18 protein-coding genes are annotated in these 18,472 nt (G+C 66.4%); 12 read left to right on the top strand and 6 right to left on the bottom strand.

Annotation, left to right across the window (positions count from 1 at the left end; translation table 11 throughout):
• Positions 1–17: 17 nt before the first annotated feature.
• The 3 genes from WCE05_RS04570 to WCE05_RS04560 form a co-directional block, all read right to left on the bottom strand.
• Positions 18–2,882: a class I adenylate cyclase gene (locus WCE05_RS04570; RefSeq protein WP_368815512.1), complete on the bottom strand. Its 2,865-nt coding sequence runs from the start codon at positions 2,880–2,882 to the stop codon at positions 18–20.
• A gap of 214 nt (positions 2,883–3,096) precedes the next feature.
• Positions 3,097–3,342 carry a TIGR02647 family protein gene (locus WCE05_RS04565; RefSeq protein WP_225786714.1) on the bottom strand — a complete coding sequence of 82 codons (246 nt, stop codon included), beginning with the start codon at positions 3,340–3,342 and terminating at the stop codon, positions 3,097–3,099.
• 65 nt (positions 3,343–3,407) lie between these two features.
• Entirely contained in the window at positions 3,408–3,716 is a 309-nt protein-coding gene (locus WCE05_RS04560; RefSeq protein WP_225786713.1) for a hypothetical protein, read from the bottom strand.
• Between the two features lie 145 nt (positions 3,717–3,861).
• Between WCE05_RS04560 and WCE05_RS04555 the strand changes: the two genes are divergently transcribed.
• The gene (locus WCE05_RS04555; RefSeq protein WP_253080628.1) at positions 3,862–4,521 is read left to right on the top strand and encodes a glutathione S-transferase; all 660 of its coding nucleotides are present in this window, start codon (positions 3,862–3,864) and stop codon (positions 4,519–4,521) included.
• Positions 4,522–4,567: 46 nt separating this feature from the next.
• Here WCE05_RS04555 and argH read toward each other — a convergent pair whose 3' ends face one another.
• The gene (gene argH, locus WCE05_RS04550; RefSeq protein WP_225786711.1) at positions 4,568–5,962 is read right to left on the bottom strand and encodes an argininosuccinate lyase; all 1,395 of its coding nucleotides are present in this window, start codon (positions 5,960–5,962) and stop codon (positions 4,568–4,570) included.
• A 309-nt stretch (positions 5,963–6,271) separates the two neighbouring features.
• Here argH and WCE05_RS04545 point away from each other — a divergent pair, with 309 nt between their 5' ends.
• The 7 genes from WCE05_RS04545 to rsd all read left to right on the top strand — a co-directional run bounded on the left by WCE05_RS04545 (position 6,272) and on the right by rsd (position 12,762).
• A complete protein-coding gene (locus WCE05_RS04545; RefSeq protein WP_225786710.1) occupies positions 6,272–7,015 on the top strand; it encodes a LytTR family DNA-binding domain-containing protein in 744 nt (247 codons plus the stop codon).
• A 228-nt stretch (positions 7,016–7,243) separates the two neighbouring features.
• Positions 7,244–8,185, top strand: a complete 942-nt coding sequence (gene hemC, locus WCE05_RS04540; RefSeq protein ID WP_225786709.1) for a hydroxymethylbilane synthase — start codon at positions 7,244–7,246, stop codon at positions 8,183–8,185.
• On the top strand, positions 8,182–8,952 hold the full coding sequence (locus WCE05_RS04535) for a uroporphyrinogen-III synthase (protein ID WP_225786708.1): 771 nt from the start codon (positions 8,182–8,184) through the stop codon (positions 8,950–8,952). The genes hemC and WCE05_RS04535 overlap by 4 nt, the downstream gene beginning before the upstream one ends.
• Positions 8,953–8,997: 45 nt before the next feature.
• Positions 8,998–10,098 (top strand): uroporphyrinogen-III C-methyltransferase, encoded by a 1,101-nt coding sequence (locus tag WCE05_RS04530; protein ID WP_253080626.1) that lies wholly within the window; start codon positions 8,998–9,000, stop codon positions 10,096–10,098.
• Positions 10,095–11,333, top strand: coding sequence for a heme biosynthesis protein HemY (locus WCE05_RS04525; protein WP_225786706.1), 1,239 nt, complete (start codon positions 10,095–10,097; stop codon positions 11,331–11,333). Before WCE05_RS04530 ends, WCE05_RS04525 begins: the two co-directional genes overlap by 4 nt.
• Before the next feature lie 220 nt (positions 11,334–11,553).
• On the top strand, positions 11,554–12,060 hold the full coding sequence (locus WCE05_RS04520) for a disulfide bond formation protein B (protein WP_225786705.1): 507 nt from the start codon (positions 11,554–11,556) through the stop codon (positions 12,058–12,060).
• 231 nt (positions 12,061–12,291) lie between these two features.
• The gene (rsd, locus tag WCE05_RS04515; protein WP_225786704.1) at positions 12,292–12,762 is read left to right on the top strand and encodes a sigma D regulator; all 471 of its coding nucleotides are present in this window, start codon (positions 12,292–12,294) and stop codon (positions 12,760–12,762) included.
• Positions 12,763–12,771: 9 nt separating this feature from the next.
• Here the strand turns inward: rsd and WCE05_RS04510 are convergent, their stop codons facing one another.
• Positions 12,772–13,437 (bottom strand): FKBP-type peptidyl-prolyl cis-trans isomerase, encoded by a 666-nt coding sequence (locus WCE05_RS04510; RefSeq protein WP_225786703.1) that lies wholly within the window; start codon positions 13,435–13,437, stop codon positions 12,772–12,774.
• Between the two features lie 224 nt (positions 13,438–13,661).
• On the opposite strand from WCE05_RS04510, the gene WCE05_RS04505 reads away from it, so the two are divergent.
• Positions 13,662–14,723 (top strand): AlgP family protein, encoded by a 1,062-nt coding sequence (locus tag WCE05_RS04505; protein ID WP_368815511.1) that lies wholly within the window; start codon positions 13,662–13,664, stop codon positions 14,721–14,723.
• On the opposite strand, the gene WCE05_RS04500 is transcribed toward WCE05_RS04505, so the two are convergent.
• Positions 14,699–15,181, bottom strand: coding sequence for a TIGR02444 family protein (locus WCE05_RS04500; protein WP_225786701.1), 483 nt, complete (start codon positions 15,179–15,181; stop codon positions 14,699–14,701). The two genes, WCE05_RS04505 and WCE05_RS04500, sit on opposite strands and share 25 nt — an antisense overlap.
• A 69-nt stretch (positions 15,182–15,250) precedes the next feature.
• Between WCE05_RS04500 and WCE05_RS04495 the strand changes: the two genes are divergently transcribed.
• The 3 genes from WCE05_RS04495 to WCE05_RS04485 all read left to right on the top strand — a co-directional run bounded on the left by WCE05_RS04495 (position 15,251) and on the right by WCE05_RS04485 (position 18,462).
• On the top strand, positions 15,251–17,161 hold the full coding sequence (locus tag WCE05_RS04495) for an ATP-binding cassette domain-containing protein (protein ID WP_368815510.1): 1,911 nt from the start codon (positions 15,251–15,253) through the stop codon (positions 17,159–17,161).
• Complete coding sequence (locus WCE05_RS04490) at positions 17,161–17,748, top strand: mechanosensitive ion channel domain-containing protein (protein ID WP_368815509.1); 588 nt, start codon at positions 17,161–17,163, stop codon at positions 17,746–17,748. Before WCE05_RS04495 ends, WCE05_RS04490 begins: the two co-directional genes overlap by 1 nt.
• An 81-nt stretch (positions 17,749–17,829) precedes the next feature.
• The gene (locus WCE05_RS04485; protein WP_225786698.1) at positions 17,830–18,462 is read left to right on the top strand and encodes a LysE family transporter; all 633 of its coding nucleotides are present in this window, start codon (positions 17,830–17,832) and stop codon (positions 18,460–18,462) included.
• Positions 18,463–18,472: the final 10 nt, after the last annotated feature.

Below are 18,472 nucleotides of genomic sequence, written 5' to 3'. Positions count from 1 at the left end.
AGGCCTGCAGGGCCCCACTAGGGCTCCAGGGCCGCCTGCAACTGCTCCAGCCCATCGTTGAGCGCCTGCTCCAGCTCGCGCTTGTAGCGCAGGTAGAGCACCGTCGAGCCTTGGTCGTCCTCCAGTAGCTCGGACAGGTCCAGGTCGGTGATGTAGCAGCGGTAGTTGCCGGCGCTGCGACGCCGGCCGATGATCTGGCGGGCAACCACGGCGTAGAGCTGGTCGCCATGCTCCAGTTCGGAGAACTCCTGCTGGTCGCAGTAGAGCGTGACGTGCACATCGTCGCCCGTGCCAGCCTGCAGGATCGCCTGTACCTCATAGTAGGGCTGGTCGCTGCCATCGCTCGGCGCCGGACGCGGCTCCAGACTGCGGGCCTTGCCGGCACCGGAGGGCTGCAACTGGTAGTAGAGGATGTCCAGCGATGCCTGTTGCAGGCTGTCGAGCGGCAGCAGGGCGTCGCGGCGTATCACTACCGAACGCAAGAAGCGCTGCAGGGGCAGCAGCAGGTGGGTTTCGTCCTGCAAGGGCAGGCGCTGCTGCCAGAGGGCGTTGTACTCGTCCAGCACGTAGAGGTCGGCCCAGCCGTCGAGCAGGCGATAGAACACCTGGATGCAGCCCGGTTGCCCTTGCCCCAGGATCAGCGGCAGGTCGTGATCCTGCAGGGCATTGGCGTCCAGGTGCAGGGGGCTGTACTCACCGCGCTCCTCGCCCAGGCAATCAAGCACGGCCTCGTGGTCGGCGAGGGTGGCCAGGCTGACCTGCCCAGGCTGCAGCTCCAGCACATGGGTGTACTGCGCCACCTGCAGCAGGTAGCGATGGTTCAGCGCCTGGTCGAGCAGCGACTGCGCGGTATCGAAGATATCCTCGACCCGCTGGCGGATGGCCTGGGCGCGGTTGTGGCAGAAGCAGCGTACCCGCAGCCGTGGCCGGTGCTTGCGCTGGCCGAGGCTGTTGAGGAAGTCGCGCAGGCAGCGCACCAGCGCGTGCTCGCCGTCGTAGCGCTGCACCAGCACTTCGTTCCAGCTGTTGAGGGTGACCTGGTCGAGGGTCAGCACCAGGTTCTCGCGCACACCGGCGTAGCTCAGCGAGTCGGTGCGCTCGGTGGTCATCAGAATGTTCAGGTCGCGATGATGGCGCAGCGGGTCGATGCCGACGTTGACCAGCAGCAGGATCTCGTCGGCCACGCTCGGCTGCAGCAGGCGGATCTCGCTGACGGTTTCCAGCGGCAGCGCAATGGTCTGTTGCAGGCTGCCCAGCAGGTTGAACAGCTCGAATTCGCTCAGGTCGCTGACCCCGGGGTGCAGGGCCAGGCGTGTGCTGCTGTCGATCACCCCGTTGCGATGGGCCCAGGTGAGCAGTTCGAGCAGTTCGCGGCAGCGCTTGATCGGGCTGAAGTGCTCCCATTCGTGCACGCCGAGGTTGCCATTGTACAGCCCCCAGTGGTGGGTCCCGGGCTCCTTGCGGTTGGGCGATTGGACCAGGGTCAGGGTATCTTCGGCCAGGTCCGGGGCGATGCCTGGGTTGATCACCTCGATCTTGCCAGCGCGGCGCTCGAAGGCAGCGTACAGGCGGCGGCCGAGGACGTTGAGGTCGCGCTGGTCGGCGCGGCTGCTGGCGTTCTGGCTGCGGGCGAACTGGCCGAGGAAGCGGTAGCTGTGGTTCAACTCGGCCACCAGCTCACGGCGCTCGGCAGCTACCTGGCGTACCTTCCACTGGCTGCGGCTGTCGAGCATGGCCAGTTGGCGCAGGTTCCAGCCCCATTCCTCGGCCAGGCGCCCGAGCAACCGGCGTTGCCAACCGCCGACACGTGAGCGGCCGGGTTCGCTGAGCTTCTTGTTGACCTTCAGGTACAGAGCGCGCCGCACCAACTCCAGGCGTGCGGTTTCGCCCCGGCGTTGCAGGTAGCGCTCGATGCGCCGGTAGACCATCACGTAGGGGTCGAGCTCGTCGAGGTCCAGGCGATTGGCGAACACTGCCTGTTTGTAGTCCAGGCTCAGGCAGCGTACCTCGGGGTGCTCGCTGGCATAGGCTTCGGTCAGCAGCAGCTTGAGCACCGACTTGTAGGGCGAGTCGATGCCCTTGAACAGTTGCCACAGCCCGGCACCGACGAATTCGCCCGGCGGGATGTGCGCCAGGTGGCCGAGGTCGAGGTCGTCCTCGGCACGGATGAAACGCTTGGACAGCAGCACCTGGGTGTATTCCCGGTAGTTGTGCTCCTGGTAGACCGGGACCAGCCACCACAGCGGCGTGCGGCCGGCCAGCCAGATCGCCGTGCGGTAGAACTCGTCGAGTAGCAAGTAATGCTGGGTGGTGCCGCAGTCATCGGAGCCGAGCTGGCCATCGCGTTCACCCTGGACGAACCCCTGGGGCTCGATGAGGAAGAAGTGCGCCTCGGCGCCTTGGCTGGCGGCCCAGGCCTCGAGCAACTGGCACTTGCGCCGCAGCTCGGCCATCTCGGCCTCGCCGAGGTTCGCGGCATGGCAGACCCACAGGTCCATGTCGCTCTGCTCGGCCTGGGCAAGGGTACCCAGGCTGCCCATCAGGAACAGGCCATGGATCGGTCGCGGTGGGTTGCCATGGCGGGCCTTGTGGGTGAACGAGCGGGCCAGGCGCTGGGCCTCGGCCAGCAGCTGGACGTCGGGCTCGAACCCCGAGACACCGGCCGGTGTGTTGCCCGAGACATAGCCGGGCAGCAACGGGTGGTTGACGTGGAACAGCAGCGGCAGCAGGGTCAACACCTGCTGCTGGCGCGTGGACAACCCCTCCATGGCCCGCTCCAGTCGCCCCTGGTTGAGCTGCAGGAAGCGCGCACGCAGCTTCGCCAGCTCCTTGCGGTCGATGCCTTGTTCCAGGTCGGGGCGGATTTCGTGGGGGTGGTTCATTGCGCACTCAGGCAGGCCAGGGGAGCACTGGCGAGTTTAGCCTGAGTGCGGCGCTCGGATAAGCGTTGGCTGGGTTATTGACGTCATTTTCCTCGCGGGCGTGGGGCTTTTTCGCGGCAGTTCGGCGCCCCGGCAGGCCCCCACAGGAACAACGCCGTCCTTGAGGGCGCCGGCGAACCTGTGGGAGCTTGCCCGCGCAAAGGGCGCTGCGAACTCAAGCCGGCTGCACGGCCTTGAGGATGGTCAGCAACTGCTGGACGTTCTCGGCGGCATCCAGCCCCAGGCTGGTCAGGTAGCCGCCATCGGGCTGGGTGGTCAGTTGCTTGTCGTGCAGGCGCCGGGCCGCGGCGACCAAAGTGGGGGAGGCGTTGCTGTGGACCTTGATGCCTTCCTGGCTGCTGTCCAGGTTGAACAGGGCGAGGACTTCCAGTTCGGCGATCAGTTCGGGGGTGAAGGACATGGATGACTCCTGACTTCCAGACAAGGATGGCGGCACCGTTGCCGGCGCCTGATCCAGGAGTGTAGTCAGGCTTCGTCGTTGTCGCCTTGATCTGCTTCAGGTGGCAGCTCGGGCAAGGCGCGCAGGGCGTTCTCGTACCATTGGCCATTGAACGGCCGGTCCTCGTCGAGCATGGCGTCGATCTCGATGGCCAGCACATGGGCCATGAGGTTGAGGATGTCCTCGCGTTCGTAGCCGACCAGGGTCAGCTTATTGAAGGTGGCCTTGGCCGCTGCTGGCTCGCCGCTTTCGATCTGGTTCTCGATGGCCTGAATCAGGGTCGCTTCGACGAAGGCTTCCTCGTCATTGTTGTCGATGTCGCTGGGTTCGCTCATGGCGCTGCTCCTGTGGTGGGGCACACAGTGTGCCATGCCCGCACTGCGGATGCCCTGTCATCGACAGCTCGCATGATGCTGGCCAGGCCAGGGCGATCGGTCTATAACAGCCGGGCCATCCCCACACGGCCTGGAGGCTGTATCAATGCTCAAGCTTCACGGATTCGCGGTCAGCAACTACTACAACATGGTCAAGCTGGCCCTGATGGAAAAAGGCTTGCCCTTCGAAGAGGTGCCGTTCTTCGCCGGCCAGAGCCCGCAGGCCCTGGCCATCAGCCCACGCGGCAAGGTGCCGGTGCTGGAGACCGAACAGGGTTTTCTCAGCGAGACCTGCGTGATCCTCGACTATATCGAGCAGACCCAGGCCGGCAAGCCACTGCTGCCGGCGGATGCCTTCGCCCAGGCCAAGGTGCGCGAGTTGCTCAAGGAGATCGAGCTGTACATCGAGTTGCCGGCCCGTACCTGCTACCCCGAGGCGTTCTTCGGCATGGCGGTGGAGCCGGTGATCAAGGAACGCGCCCGCAGCGAGCTGCTGGCCGGTTTCGCCACGCTCAAGCGCAACGGCCGCTTCGCCCCCTACGTGGCGGGCGAGCAGTTGACGCTGGCCGACCTGATGTTCTGTTTCTCGGTGGACCTGGCCTGCCTGGTGGGCAAGAAGGTGCTGAACATCGATTTCCTGGCGGACTTCCCGCAGGCAGGGGCATTGCTGGAGAAGCTGGGAGAGAACCCGCACATGGCGCGGATCGTGGCGGACAAGGACGCGGCGATGCCGGCGTTCCTGGAGATGATGCGCAGCAAGCGCTGAGGGGGATGCCGCGAGCGAGGGCGTAGCCCTCGCACTGGGGGAAGCCTTAGCGCGAAGCCAGCAGCGCCTTGCCCCGGGCCACGGCTGCACGCACCTGCGCCGGCGCGGTGCCGCCGATATGGTCACGGGCGTTGACCGAGCCTTCCAGGGTGAGCACGGCGAACACGTCCTGCTCGATCTGGTCGCTGAACTGGCGCAGCTCGTCCAGGCTCATCTCGGCCAGGTCCTTGCCGGTGTCGACGCCGTACTTCACCGCGTGGCCGACGATCTCGTGGCAGTCACGGAAGGGCAGGCCACGGCGCACCAGGTAGTCCGCCAGGTCGGTCGCGGTGGAGAAGCCGCGCAGGGCCGCCTCGCGCATCACCGCGTGGCGCGGTTTGATCGCCGGGATCATGTCGGCGAAGGCGCGCAGGGAGTCGCGCAGGGTGTCGGCGGCGTCGAACAGCGGTTCCTTGTCTTCCTGGTTGTCCTTGTTGTAGGCCAGCGGCTGGCCTTTCATCAGGGTCAGCAGGCCGGTCAGGGCGCCGAACACGCGGCCGCTCTTGCCGCGAACCAGCTCGGGGACGTCCGGGTTCTTCTTCTGCGGCATGATCGAGCTGCCGGTGCAGAAGCGATCAGGCAGGTCGATGAACTGGAACTGGGCGCTGGTCCACAGCACCAGTTCCTCGGAGAAGCGCGACAGGTGCATCATCGCTACGCTTGCAGCCGCGCAGAATTCGATGGCGAAGTCACGGTCCGACACGCCGTCGAGCGAGTTGCCGGCCACGGCCTCGAAGCCCAGCAGCTTGCAGGTCAGCGCGCGGTCGATCGGGTAGGTGGTACCGGCCAGCGCGGCGCTGCCCAGGGGCATGCGGTTGGTGCGCTTGCGGCAGTCGACCAGGCGCTCGTAGTCGCGGCTGAGCATCTCGAACCAGGCCAGCAGGTGGTGGCCGAAGGTGACCGGCTGGGCGGTCTGCAGGTGGGTGAAGCCGGGCATGATGGTCTCGGCCTCACGCTCGGCCTGCTCCAGCAGGCCCTGCTGCAGGCGGGTGATCTCGGCCAGGATCAGGTCGATCTCGTCGCGCAGCCACAGGCGGATGTCGGTGGCCACCTGGTCGTTGCGGCTGCGGCCGGTGTGCAGCTTCTTGCCGGTGATGCCGATGCGGTCGGTCAGGCGGGCCTCGATGTTCATGTGCACGTCTTCCAGGTCGACGCGCCAGTCGAAGGTGCCGGCCTCGATCTCGCCCTGGATGGTCTTCAGGCCGTCGATGATGGCGTCGCGCTCGGCATCGGTGAGTACGCCGACCTGTGCCAGCATGGTGGCGTGGGCGATCGAACCCATGATGTCGTGGCGATACAGGCGCTTGTCGAAATCGACCGAGGCGGTGAAGCGGGCGACGAAGGCGTCGACGGGCTCACTGAAGCGGCCGCCCCAGGACTGATTGGTCTTGTCGGTGCTCATGGATTCACTCGTTGAAGGCGTGAACGAAAAAAGTGGCGTCGATCATAACAGGGTTGAGGCCTGCGCCGCAGGGGCGTCGGTCGAGAGAAACCCCGGCGAGGCGGAGGCGGGCGGGTCCTGGGGATATTCAATGATTGAACGGCAGTGTTCCACGGACCGTCTACAGTTGGACAAAGGGCTGGCGGCGAAACTGCCAGGCCAGTGAATCTTTGGCCATCGCGTCGGTCTAGAGCGTGACCGCGGTGTCGGTCGCCCTACACCTGTCTACGCTATACCGATGCGAGACTCACTCAGGAATCCAGCGCAATTATGAATGTCCTGATCGTTGATGACGAACCCCAAGCCCGCGAACGCCTGAGCCGGCTGCTCGGCGAGCTTGAGGGCTACACCGTGCTGGAGCCCAGCGCCACCAACGGCGAGGAGGCCCTGGCCCTGATCGACAGCCACAAACCCGATGTGGTCCTACTGGACATCGGCATGCCTGGCCTGGACGGCCTGCAGGTGGCCGCCCGGCTGTGCGAGCGCGAGGCGCCGCCGGCCGTGGTGTTCTGCACCGGCGACGACGAATACGGCAGCCAGGCCTTCAAGGACAGCACCCTCAGCCACGTGACCAAGCCGATCCAACCCCAGGCCCTGCGCGAAGCCCTGCGCAAGGCCGACAAACCCAATCGCGCCCAGCTCGCGGCCCTGACCCGGCCGGCCAACGAGGGCGGCGGCCCGCGCAGCCACATCAGCGCACGAACGCGCAAGGGCATCGAGCTGATCCCCTTGCCGCAGGTCATCTATTTCATCGCCGACCACAAGTACGTGACCCTGCGCCATGAGGCCGGGGAAGTGTTGCTGGACGAGCCATTGAAGGCCTTGGAGGACGAGTTCGGTGAACGTTTCGTGCGCATCCACCGCAACGCGCTGGTGGCCCGGGAGCGCATCGAGCGTCTGCAGCGCACGCCGCTTGGGCATTTCCAGCTGTTCCTCAAAGGCCTGGATGGCGATGCCCTGACCGTCAGCCGGCGTCATGTGGCGGGTGTGCGCAAGATGATGCAGACGCTCTGACACGGGCTTCACGGTATGGCAAGGGCCTAGCCCTTGTTCGTGGCCAGGCGACAGCCGCTCAGTCAATACTTTCAGCTGCCAGCTGGGGCCGCTTCGCGCCCCATCGTCGGCAAGGCAGCCTCGGATGATAAAACACCGCGCCTACAGGGTAGCCTGATGACCTGGATCTGCTGGCAAGGCCGGCGGAGCTGTTATGATCGGCGGTATTTCTCTGGATCGGGGCGTTTCATGTCCACTCGCGAAATCCGTATTGCCACCCGTAAAAGTGCCCTGGCCCTGTGGCAGGCCGAATATGTCAAGGCCCGCCTGGAGCAGGCCCACCCGGGCCTCGTGGTGACCCTGGTGCCCATGGTCAGCCGCGGCGACAAGTTGCTCGATGCGCCCCTGGCGAAGATCGGTGGCAAGGGGTTGTTCGTCAAGGAGCTGGAAACCGCGTTGCTGGACAACGAGGCCGATATCGCCGTGCACTCGATGAAGGACGTGCCCATGGACTTCCCCGAAGGCCTGGGCCTGTACTGCATCTGCGAGCGCGAGGACCCACGCGACGCCTTCGTTTCCAATCGCTTCGCCAGCCTCGACGCGCTGCCGGCCGGCAGTGTCGTCGGCACCTCCAGCCTGCGTCGCCAGGCCCAGTTGCTGGCGCGCCGTCCGGACCTGGAAATCCGCTTCCTGCGTGGCAACGTCAATACCCGCCTGGCCAAGCTCGATGCCGGCGAGTACGACGCCATCATCCTCGCTGCGGCCGGCCTGATCCGCCTCGGCTTCGAGGCACGCATCACCTCGACCATCGGTGTCGATGACAGCCTGCCGGCCGGTGGCCAGGGGGCCGTGGGCATCGAATGCCGCAGTGCCGATCATGAAATCCATGCCCTGCTGGCACCCCTGCATCATGCCGACACCGCCGACCGCGTGGTGGCCGAGCGAGCCCTGAACAAGCGCCTCAACGGCGGTTGCCAGGTGCCGATCGCCTGCTATGCCGTGCTCGAAGGCGAGCAGTTGTGGCTGCGCGGCCTGGTCGGCCAGCCCAGCGGCGGTACCTTGCTGCGCGCCGAGGCACGCGCTCCGCGCAGCGCCGCCGAGGCGTTGGGCGTGCAGGTCGCCGAAGACCTGCTCAGCCAGGGCGCCGAGGCCATTCTCAAGGATGTCTATGGCGAGGCCGGACACCCGTGAGCCCCTGGCGCCTGCTGCTGACCCGGCCCGAGGAAGACTGCCAGGCACTGGCGCAGAGCCTCGCTGCCGCCGGCATCGCCAGCAGTTGCCTGCCATTGCTGGCCATCGAGCCGGTGGTGCTGGACGCCCGGCAAGGCCAGCGCCTGGCCAACCTGCGCGACTACCAGGCGATCATCGTGGTCAGCAAGCCGGCCGCGCGCCTGCTGCTCGAGCAACTGGCCGGGGCGGGCCTGCCGCCGCCTCGCCGGGGCTGGTTCACGGTGGGCGCAGCCACGGCGCGGATTCTCCAGGATCAGGGCCTGCTGGTCGACTTCCCCGCTGACGGCGATGACAGTGAAGCCTTGCTCGCACTGCCGGTCCTGGGCGAGGCTATCGCCGCCGTCGCCACGCCGCGCGTGCTGGTCGTGCGGGGTGTGGGAGGTCGCGAACTGCTGGCCGAGCGTCTTGGGGAGCAAGGTGCTAGTGTCGATTATCTGGAACTGTATCGCCGCCAGTTGCCGGATTACCCGGAGGGGACCCTGGTGCGTCGAATCGAGGCGGAACGCCTCAACGGCCTGGTGGTCAGCAGTGGGCAAGGTCTTGAACACCTGCTGCGCCTGGCGGGTGCCGACTGGCCGCGCCTGGCGCGTGTGCCGTTGTTCGTGCCGAGCCCCCGGGTCGCCGAACAGGCCCGGGCGGCGGGCGCCCAACAGATCGTGGATTGCCGTGGCGCCAGTGCCGCGGCCTTGCTGGCAGCCGTGCAGCGTAGCGCTGCACCTGCCTCCTAAGGCGCTAAGCTCAATGCGACGCGCCCCCATGCAAAGGATGGATACGTGAGCGAAACTGTCTTGTCCAACAACGAACAGCCATCGGCGCCCGAGACGCCGGAAACCCCCGTCGCCAAACCTGCCAAGCGCTCTGGCAATGGCTTGGCATTGCTGGCCCTGCTGCTGGGCGCGGCCGGGATCGCGGTCGGGGGCTGGGGAGCCTGGCAGGTCCGCCAGCTGCAAGGCAGCGAGCAGGGCCAGGGCCAGCACCTGCAGGCCCTGAGTGAACGCACCAGCGCGCTGCAGCAGCGAGAGCAGCAGATCAGCGCGCAACTGGCCAGCCTGCCGGCGGCCAGCGAGCTGGAAGACCGACGCCGCCTGGTGGCGCAGTTGCAGGGCGACCAGCAGCGCCTGAGCCAGCGCCTGGAAACCGTGCTCGGCGAGAGCCGCAAGGAATGGCGACTGGCCGAAGCCGAGCACCTGCTGCGTCTGGCCACCCTGCGCCTGTCGGCCCTGCAGGACATCGCCAGCGCCAAGGCCCTGGTCGAAGGCGCCGACGAGATCCTGCGCGAGCAGAGCGACCCGGGCGCCTTCGCCGCCCGCGAGCAACTGGCCCGCAGCCTGGCGATGCTCGACAGCACCCAGCAGCCTGACCGTACCGGCCTGTTCCTCAAGCTCGCGGCCCAGCGCGAGCTGGTGCAGCAGCTCAGCGCCCAGTCCCCCGAGTTCGACAGCAATGCCGACGCCCTCGGTGCCCTGACCGCCGACGGCGATGGAGCCAGCCGCTGGTCCCAGTGGTGGGCAGAAATCTCCAAGTACTTCCAGATCGAGTTCAACGCCGACGAGAACGTGCGTCCGTTGCTGGCCGGGCAATCGCTCAACCAGTTGCGCCTGGCCCTGAGCCTGACCATCGAGCAGGCGCAGTGGGCGGCGCTCAACGGCGAGGCCAAGGTCTACACCCAGGCCCTGGACGATGCGCGCAGCGTGCTGCTGGCCAACTTCAACGCCGACAACCCGCAGAGCAAGGCCATGCTCGACAGCCTCAACGCGCTGGCCGAGCAGCCGGTCTCGGTGGTCACGCCCGACCTGAGCGAGAGCCTGGCTGCGGTGCAGGCCTACATCCAGCGTCGCCACCTGCCGGCCGAAGCCGAAGGGGGCAAGCCATGAAGCGTGTCTACCTGCTGGCGGTGCTGGCGATCGTGGTGGCCGCGGCGCTGGGGATCGCCGTTGCCAAGCACAGTGGCTACGTGCTGATCGCCTATGGCGGGTTCCGTTACCAGTCGGGGCTGTGGGCGGCATTGGCGGCGCTGGTGGCCATCGTCGGGGCGCTCTGGCTGTTGCGCTACCTGGTCGGCCTGGTGTTGACCTCGAGCGGTGTGGTCAACCCCTGGTCGCGGCGCAACCGTAGTCGGCGTACTCGCATCGCCATCGAGCAAGGCCAATTGGACCTGGCCGAGGGCCGCTGGGCAAGTGCCCAGCGCCACTTGCACCGGGCTGCCGAAGCCGAGCGCCAACCACTGCTCTATTACCTTGGCGCCGCACGTGCGGCCAACGAGCTGGGCCGTACCGAGGACAGCGACAACCTGCTCGAGCGCGCTCTCGAACGCCAGCCACAGGCGGAACTCGCCATCGCCCTGACCCATGCCCAGTTGCAGATGGACCGTGGCGATGCCGAGGGGGCGCTCGACACCCTGCTGGCCATGCAAGAGCGTCACCCGCACAACGCCCAGGTGCTGCGCCTGCTGCAGCGCCTGCACCTGGAGCGGGGCGATTGGCCGGCGCTGATCCGCCTGCTGCCCGATTTGCGCAAGGGCAAGGTACTGCCGGCCAAGGAGCTGGCAGAGCTGGAACAGCGCGCCTGGGGCCAGAACCTGTGCCTGGCGGCGACCCGTGGCGAGGATGCCCAGGCCGCCCGCCAGGGCCTGGAGCGTGCCTGGCAGCAACTTACCGCTGCCCAGCGTCAGGAGCCGCAGTTGGTGCTGGCCTACGCCGAGCAACTGCGCCAGGTCGGTGCCCAGGGCGAGGCCGAGCAGGTGCTGCGCACCGCGCTCAAGCGCCAGTACGAAAGCCACCTGGCTCGCTTGTACGGCCTGGTACGGGGCGATGATCCGGCGCGCCAGCTGCAGGCTGCCGAGGGCTGGCTCAAGGAGCACCCCGAGGATGCGAGCCTGCTGCTGACCCTGGGCCGCCTGAGCCTGCAGAACCGTCTGTGGGGCAAGGCGCGCGACTACCTGGAAAGCAGCCTGCGCCTGGAGCGTAACCCAGAGACCTGCGCCGAGCTGGCCCGCCTGCTCGCCGGCCTGGGCGAAACCGAGCGCAGCAACCAGCTGTTCCAGGAAGGCCTGGGCCTGTTGGACGAGCGCCTGCTGGCCCTGCCATTGCCCGAGGGGATGCGAGCCTGAGTACCCCCAAGCGCCCGCGCCAGTGCGCGGGCGCTTGGGTTTGTGGATTTTCCAGCCGCAAAGGCTGGGTTTGCGCTTTCCTTCTTCGGAAATTTCCTACTGATTGTTGAAAACTTTCCTTGTCAATCAGCGACTTGTCCCCACTGTAGCGCCTTGAAACAAAGCGCGCCTTTCCTCTACCGTTCCAAGCCATATCTTCAACCCGGGACCTACATCGCTCATGCTGCTGGCCCGTTTGCATACGTTCTTTCTTCCTGCCTGGCTCGCCTCGCTGGCGGTGCTGGCTGCCTCTTTCCACCTCGAAAGCGTTCTGGGCCTGGTGCCGTGCCCCTTGTGCTTCAGCCAACGCTTTCTGCTGGGGCTCTACTCGCTGGTCTGTCTGTGCGCGGTCATCCACCACCCCGGCTCGTCGGGCCGGCGCGCCTACTGCGCGCTGGCCTTGGCCTGTTCGCTGGGTGGCGCGCTGCTGGCGGCGCGGCATGTCTGGTTGCAGGGGGGGAGCATGCCGCTGGAAGCCTGCCATGTCCCGTTCCAGCAGGTCCTGGAGCAGTCCTGGGGCCAGGCCTTGAAGATGCTGTTGCTGGGCGGCCCGGACTGCGACTCGCTGACCTGGAGCTTTCTCGACCTGACCCTGCCCGAGTGGAGCCTGCTGGCGTTCCTGCTGTTGTCGGCGCTGCCGTTGTCCTGGCTGCTGAGGTTTTGTTTGCGCCGCCTGGGCAACGCTTGATCCAGGGCAAGCCCGCCACGATCGCTCGACCAGTGGTGAGCCGCAACGAGATTAAACGCTTGTACGAACTTTGTCCGATGCGTACCTTGATGGTCAGCACGCGCGGGAATAATCTCCCTGCACGCATACCGAAAACACAACTGCTCGATGCCGTCCTGCTGATGTCACCTTTGTGCTGTGGTGTTGTGGTGCGAGGTGCAGCGGCATCTACCCAGAAGGGAAGAGATAGCCATGCTCGATAGTTGTCAGAACGCTCAGGAACGCTGGGGTGGGGTTCACAAGCTGATCGACCGCTGGCTGGAGGAGCGCCAGGAACTGGTGCACGCCTTCCGCGCCCTGCGCGACGCCAAGCCGGCCTTTGCCGACAAGGAGCAGAACGGCCGTTTCTGCGAGATCCTGGTCGATTATGTCTCGGCATGGCACTTCGAAGTCTGCGAACAACTGGTCAGCGAGGCCAAGGCCTTCGGCGACGACGGCGCGCTGGAGCTGGCCGAGCAGATCAACCCGCGGATCAACGACATCACCCAGATCGCTTTGGCCTTCAACGACCATTGCGAAAAAGGCCAGTGCAAGGACCCCGAGCGTTTCTCCAAGAAACTCGGCGAGCTGGGCAGCCTGCTGCACGAGCGCTTCGAGCTGGAGGATTGCCTGATCGAGGTGCTGCACAACGCCCACAAGGAAGAAGGGGCGGTCCAGGCCTGACGCCTGGCCTCAGTCGGCCACCGCCAGCAATTCGATCTCGAATACCAGGGGGGTGTAGGGCGCGATCAGGTCGCCCGCACCTTCGGCGCCGTAGGCTTGCGCCGAGGGGATCACCAGCCGCCATTTCGCCCCTGCCTTCATGTGTGGCAACGCCACCTGCCAACCTTCGATCACCGAGCCCAGGCTGAACCACTGGGGTTGCAGGTTCTGGTCGAACACCGAGCCGTCGGGCAATTTCCCCACGTAACGTACCTGCACCTTGCCGCCCGCCTTGGGTTGGGCGCCGTTGCCAGGCACCTGTTCGCTGTAGAGAACGCCACCGGCCAGCTCATGCATGCCGGCGCGGGCGCGTTCGTTGGCCAGAAAACGCTGCTCCGCGACCTGGAGCTGCTCCGCCTGGGCTTGTTCGGCTGCGGCAGCGGCCTGCGCCTCATGCTGCTGGAGAATGGCCTGCATGCGTGGCGCGTCGAGCTTGAGCGGTTGGCCCTGGTAGGCCTGGCGCAGGCCTTGCACCAGGGCATCGAGCTGCAGGCCGGGTACTTCCTCGCGCAGCCGCTCGCCGAGGCTGGCGCCCAGGCTGTAGGCGAGGTCGTGGTCGTTGGCGGGGGCGGTGTCTGGGCCTGCGAAGGCGAAGGGGGCGGCCAGGCACAGCCCGAGAACAAGATAGCGAGGCACGGTTGGCTCCTGCGGCAATGAGCCGGAAGTATGCCAGCCTTGTTGGCGGGAAATGTGTAAATATCAGCAATTGCTTATTGGGCAACTACACTTGCACCGAGCTGCAAGATAACAACTTTGCCCAGGCATGCAACGCGGCGGCACCAATACTGTCAACATGCCCTAGCGGCGTTAGCAGCAGAAGCATAGTATGAGCCGCAATCTCGTCAGCCAGGAGGTAAACCATGTCGGCCAAGAAGAAGCCAGTCAGTACGCCGTTGCACCTGCTCCAGCAACTTTCGGGTAGTCTGCTCGAACATTTGGAAGATGCCTGCTCGCAAGCGCTGGCGGATGCGGAAAAACTGCTGGCCAAGTTGGAAAAACAACGTGGCAAGGCCCAGGAGAAACTGCACAACGCACGCCTGAAGTTGCAGGATGCCGCCAAGGCCGGTAAAGCCAAGGCGCAGAACAAGGCGAAGAAAGCCACCGGCGAACTTGAAGCGTTGCTCGACTCGCTCAAAGAGCGCCAGACCCAGACCCGTACTTATATCCAGCAACTCAAGCGTGATGCCCAGGAAAGCCTGAAACTGGCCCAGGGCGTTGGCAAGGTACGCGAGGCTGCCGGCAAGGCCCTCGACCAGCGTGCCGCGGCCACCAAGGCAGCCGCCAAGCCCGTTGCCAAGGTTGCGGCCAAACCCGCCACCGCGAAACCCGCCGCCAAGCCGACCGCCACCCGCACACCGGCCAAGGCCGCTGCAGCCAAACCAGTTGCCAAGAGCACCGTTAAACCGGCTGCCAAGAGTGCCGCCAAACCGGCTGCCAGCAAGGCGCCGGCTAGGGCTGCTGCCGCGACTGCGGCCAAGGGCACCGCCGCCACCCGCGCACCTGCCAAGGCTGCTGCGACCAAACCGGCGGCCAAGGCCGCCAGCAAGCCTGCTGCCAAGGCGCCGGCCAAGGCCAGCGCTGCGAAACCAGCGGCCAAGCCTGCGGCGAAAGCGTCCAGCGCCAAGCCCGTAGCGGCCAAGCCAGCGGCGAAACCGGCTGCGGCCAGGGCCAATGCTGCCAAACCCGCTGCCAAGCCAGCTGCAACCCGTTCCACAGCCGCCAAGCCGGCAGCCAAGCCCGCTGCGACCCGTTCGGCGGCTGCCAAGGCAGCGGCCAAGCCTGCCGCGAGCAAACCTGTCGAAAGCAAGCCGGCCGCACCCGCCACCAGCGCCCCGGCGCCAGTGACCAACTCGGCCGCGCCAGCCAGCGCCTCGCCGGCACCGGCCAGCAACCCGGTTCAGTCGCCGTCCACGGCGTCCTGAAGCGCCTCGGCCGCGACGCGCAAGCGATGCAGCGCGTCGTGGCCGCGGGCCTGGTCCGGCGCCAGCCAGGCCAGCCAATCGTCCGTGGGCCCGTCTGGGCCTGCGGGCCATGCCCTTGCCTGCTCCTGCAGGCGCGCCAGCAAGGTGCGCTCCGCCTCCAGTTCCAGTCCCTTGACCTGCTCACGCAGCACCGCCAGGTGCGCATCGTCCTGGGCATCGGCACGCCATTGCTGGCGTAGGACGCGCAGCGGGGCGACCACTTGCCGCTGCCAGGGTTCGGCAAGGCTCCGGAGTGCGTGTACGCGCTCGGCATCGGGTTGGACGTTACCGGCCTGCAGCCAGGTACCGCACAGCAGCAGGCAGACATCGCCGCCCAGCGCCTGCAGCTCCAGGCAGGCGGCTTCGACGCCGGGTTGCCCATAAAGCGCCAAGGCATGGCGCCACAAATCGGTATGCATGTTCGCCTCGCGCCGACGATCAAGTGGCCTGTGTGGTTGCAGGGGAAGCTGATAGACTCCGCGACCATCATGATCAGACTATCGAACCTCACTTTACAGCGTGGTCCGCAGCGCTTGCTAGAAGGCGCCGAGATGACCCTGCACCCCGGTCACAAGGCCGGCCTGATCGGCGCCAACGGTGCCGGTAAATCCAGCCTGTTCGCCCTGCTGCGCGGCGAGCTGTCGCCCGATGCCGGCGACTGCCAGCTCCCCAGCGATTGGCGCATCGCCCATATGCGTCAGGAGGTCGACACCCTCGATCGCCTGGCGGTGGACTATGTGCTCGACGGCGACGTGCGCCTGCGCCAGGTCCAGGCCGAGCTGGCAGCCGCCGAGTCGGCCCACGACGGCACCGCCCTGGCGCGCTTGCACAGCGAGCTGGAGAGCGCCGACGGCTATACCGCCGACGCCCGTGCGCGCAAGCTGCTGGCCGGCCTGGGGTTCACCGCCGAGCAGATGAACCGCCGTGTCGGCGATTTCTCCGGTGGCTGGCGCATGCGCCTGAACCTGGCGCAGGCGCTGATGTGCCCATCTGACCTGCTGCTGCTCGACGAGCCGACCAACCACCTGGACCTGGATGCCATCCTCTGGCTGGAAGACTGGCTCAAGGGCTACCCAGGCACACTGTTGCTGATCTCCCACGACCGCGACTTCCTCGATGCCGTGGTCGACCATGTGCTGCACGTCGAGCAACGCAAGCTCAACCTCTACCGCGGCGGCTACACCGCTTTCGAGCGCACCCGTGCCGAGCGCCTGGCGCAGCAGCAACAGGCCTACGAGAAGCAGCAGGCCCGCCGTGCGCACATGGAGAAATACATCGCCCGCTTCCGCGCCCAGGCCACCAAGGCCCGTCAGGCACAGAGCCGGATCAAGGCGCTGGAGCGCATGGAGGAGCTGTCGGCGGCCCATGTGGATTCGCCGTTCGACTTCGTCTTCCGCGAGTCGCAGAAAATCTCCAATCCGTTGCTCGACCTGTCCGAGGGCCGCCTCGGTTATGGCGACAAGGTGATCCTGGAGAAGGTCAAGCTGCAGCTGGCGCCGGGTGCACGCATCGGCCTGCTCGGCCCCAACGGCGCCGGCAAGTCGACCCTGATCAAGAACCTCGCCGGCGAGCTGGAGCCGCTGGGCGGGCGTCTGGTACGTGGCGAGAACCTGGCCGTGGGCTACTTCGCCCAGCACCAGCTCGACGCCCTCGACGACAAGGCCAGCCCGCTGCTGCACCTGCAGCGCATCGCCCCGACCGAGCGCGAGCAGACCCTGCGCGACTTCCTCGGTGGCTTCGACTTCCATGGCGACCGGGTCGACGAGCCGGTGGTCAACTTCTCCGGTGGCGAGAAGGCGCGCCTGGCCCTGGCGCTGATCGCCTGGGAGCGGCCGAACCTGCTGCTGCTCGACGAACCGACCAACCACCTGGATCTGGAGATGCGCCTGGCCCTGACCATGGCCTTGCAGGAGTTCAGTGGAGCGGTGGTGGTAGTGTCCCACGACCGTCACCTGCTCAAGAGCACCACCAACGACTTCCTGCTGGTGGCCGACGGCAAGGTCCAGGTCTTCGATGGCGACCTGGACGACTACAGCCGCTGGCTGATCGATTACCGTCAGCGCAGTGCGCCCGCCAGCAATGCCCCGGCCAACCCGGACAAGACCGACAAGAAAGCCCAGCGCCAGGCTGCTGCAGCCCTGCGCCAGCAACTGGCGCCGCACAAGCGTGCCGCCGAGAAGCTGGAGGCCGAACTGGGCCAGGTTCACGCCCAACTGGCCGGGATCGAGGCCGCCCTGGGCGACGCGGGCCTCTACGAGGCTGCGCGCAAGGACGAGTTGCGCGACCTGCTGGCGCGCCAGAGCACGCTCAAGCAGCGTGAGGGCGAGCTGGAGGAGGCCTGGATGGAGGCGTTGGAGACGCTCGAAAGCATGCAGGCCGAGCTGGAGGCGCTGTCCTGATGGAGGCGCTGCGCACGCTACTGCCGGGCCAATGGATGGAGCCGTTCTGGCTGGGGCTGCAGATCCTGCTGATCCTGGTGGCTGCATTCGTCCTGCAACGCATCGTCGCCCGCGGCCTGAGCCGCCTGGGCGATCGCTACCCGTTGCCGCCGGAGCTGCTGGTGCCGGTGCGCGGCAGCCTGCGCTGGTTGATCATGGGCAGCGCACTGTTGTTCGTGTTGGAGCGCCTGGGTGTCTCGGCCACGGTGCTGTGGACCGCCCTGTCGGGCTTCGTCGCGGTGGCGGCGGTGGCCTTCTTCGCCATCTGGAGCGTATTGTCCAACCTGCTCTGCGCGGTGTTGATCTTCACCGTGGGGCCGTTTCGCATCGGCGATGTGGTCGAGCTGGTCGACACCCTCGACAAGCCCGGTGTGAAGGGGCGGGTGATCGCCATCAACCTGCTCTATACCACCTTGCTGGAAGTGCCGGAGGCGGGTGGGACGCTGGTGCAGGTGCCCAACAGCCAGTTCTTCCAGAAGGCCGTGCGGCGTTGGCGCGGTACCGAAGTGCCGGTGCTGGCCCAGGATACGACAGGCGAGGCCGATTGAGCGGCAGCTGAAAAATCGCTGGTGAAAATTTCACCAACACCGTAGCTTAACGTTTTGCAACATGTTCGAACGAGGTGTGCGATGTCGATGGAAACTTGGTTGGCCTTCTTTGCCGCGTGCTGGGTGATCAGCCTGTCGCCGGGTGCCGGGGCCATCGCCTCGATGTCCAGTGGGCTGCAGTACGGTTTCTGGCGTGGTTACTGGAACGCCCTGGGCCTGCAACTGGGCCTGATCGTGCAGATCGCCATCATCGCCGCCGGTGTCGGCGCGATCCTCGCCGCCTCGGCCACCGCGTTCCAGATCATCAAATGGTTCGGTGTCGCCTACCTGGTGTACCTGGCGTACCGGCAATGGCGCGCGTTGCCCATGGACATGGACGATTCGTCGGGCGTGCGCCCGATCGGCAAGCCGTTGAGCCTGGTGTTCCGCGGTTTCCTGGTCAATGTCAGCAATCCCAAGGCGCTGGTGTTCATGCTCGCGGTGCTGCCGCAGTTCATCAATCCGCATGCCCCGCTGCTGCCCCAGTACCTGGCGATCACCCTCACCATGATCAGCGTCGACATGCTGGTGATGGCCGGCTACACCGGGCTGGCGGCCCGGGTGCTGCGGATGCTGCGCACGCCCAGGCAGCAGAAGCGTTTGAACCGGACCTTTGCCGGGCTGTTCATCGGCGCGGCGACCTTCCTGGCCACCCTGCGTCGCGCGCCGGTCTAGGCCAGCAGTT

Source organism: Pseudomonas sp. I2 (genome assembly GCF_040984075.1).
Classification (GTDB): domain Bacteria; phylum Pseudomonadota; class Gammaproteobacteria; order Pseudomonadales; family Pseudomonadaceae; genus Aquipseudomonas; species Aquipseudomonas guariconensis_B.
This window is presented reverse-complemented; position numbering and strand designations above follow the sequence as displayed.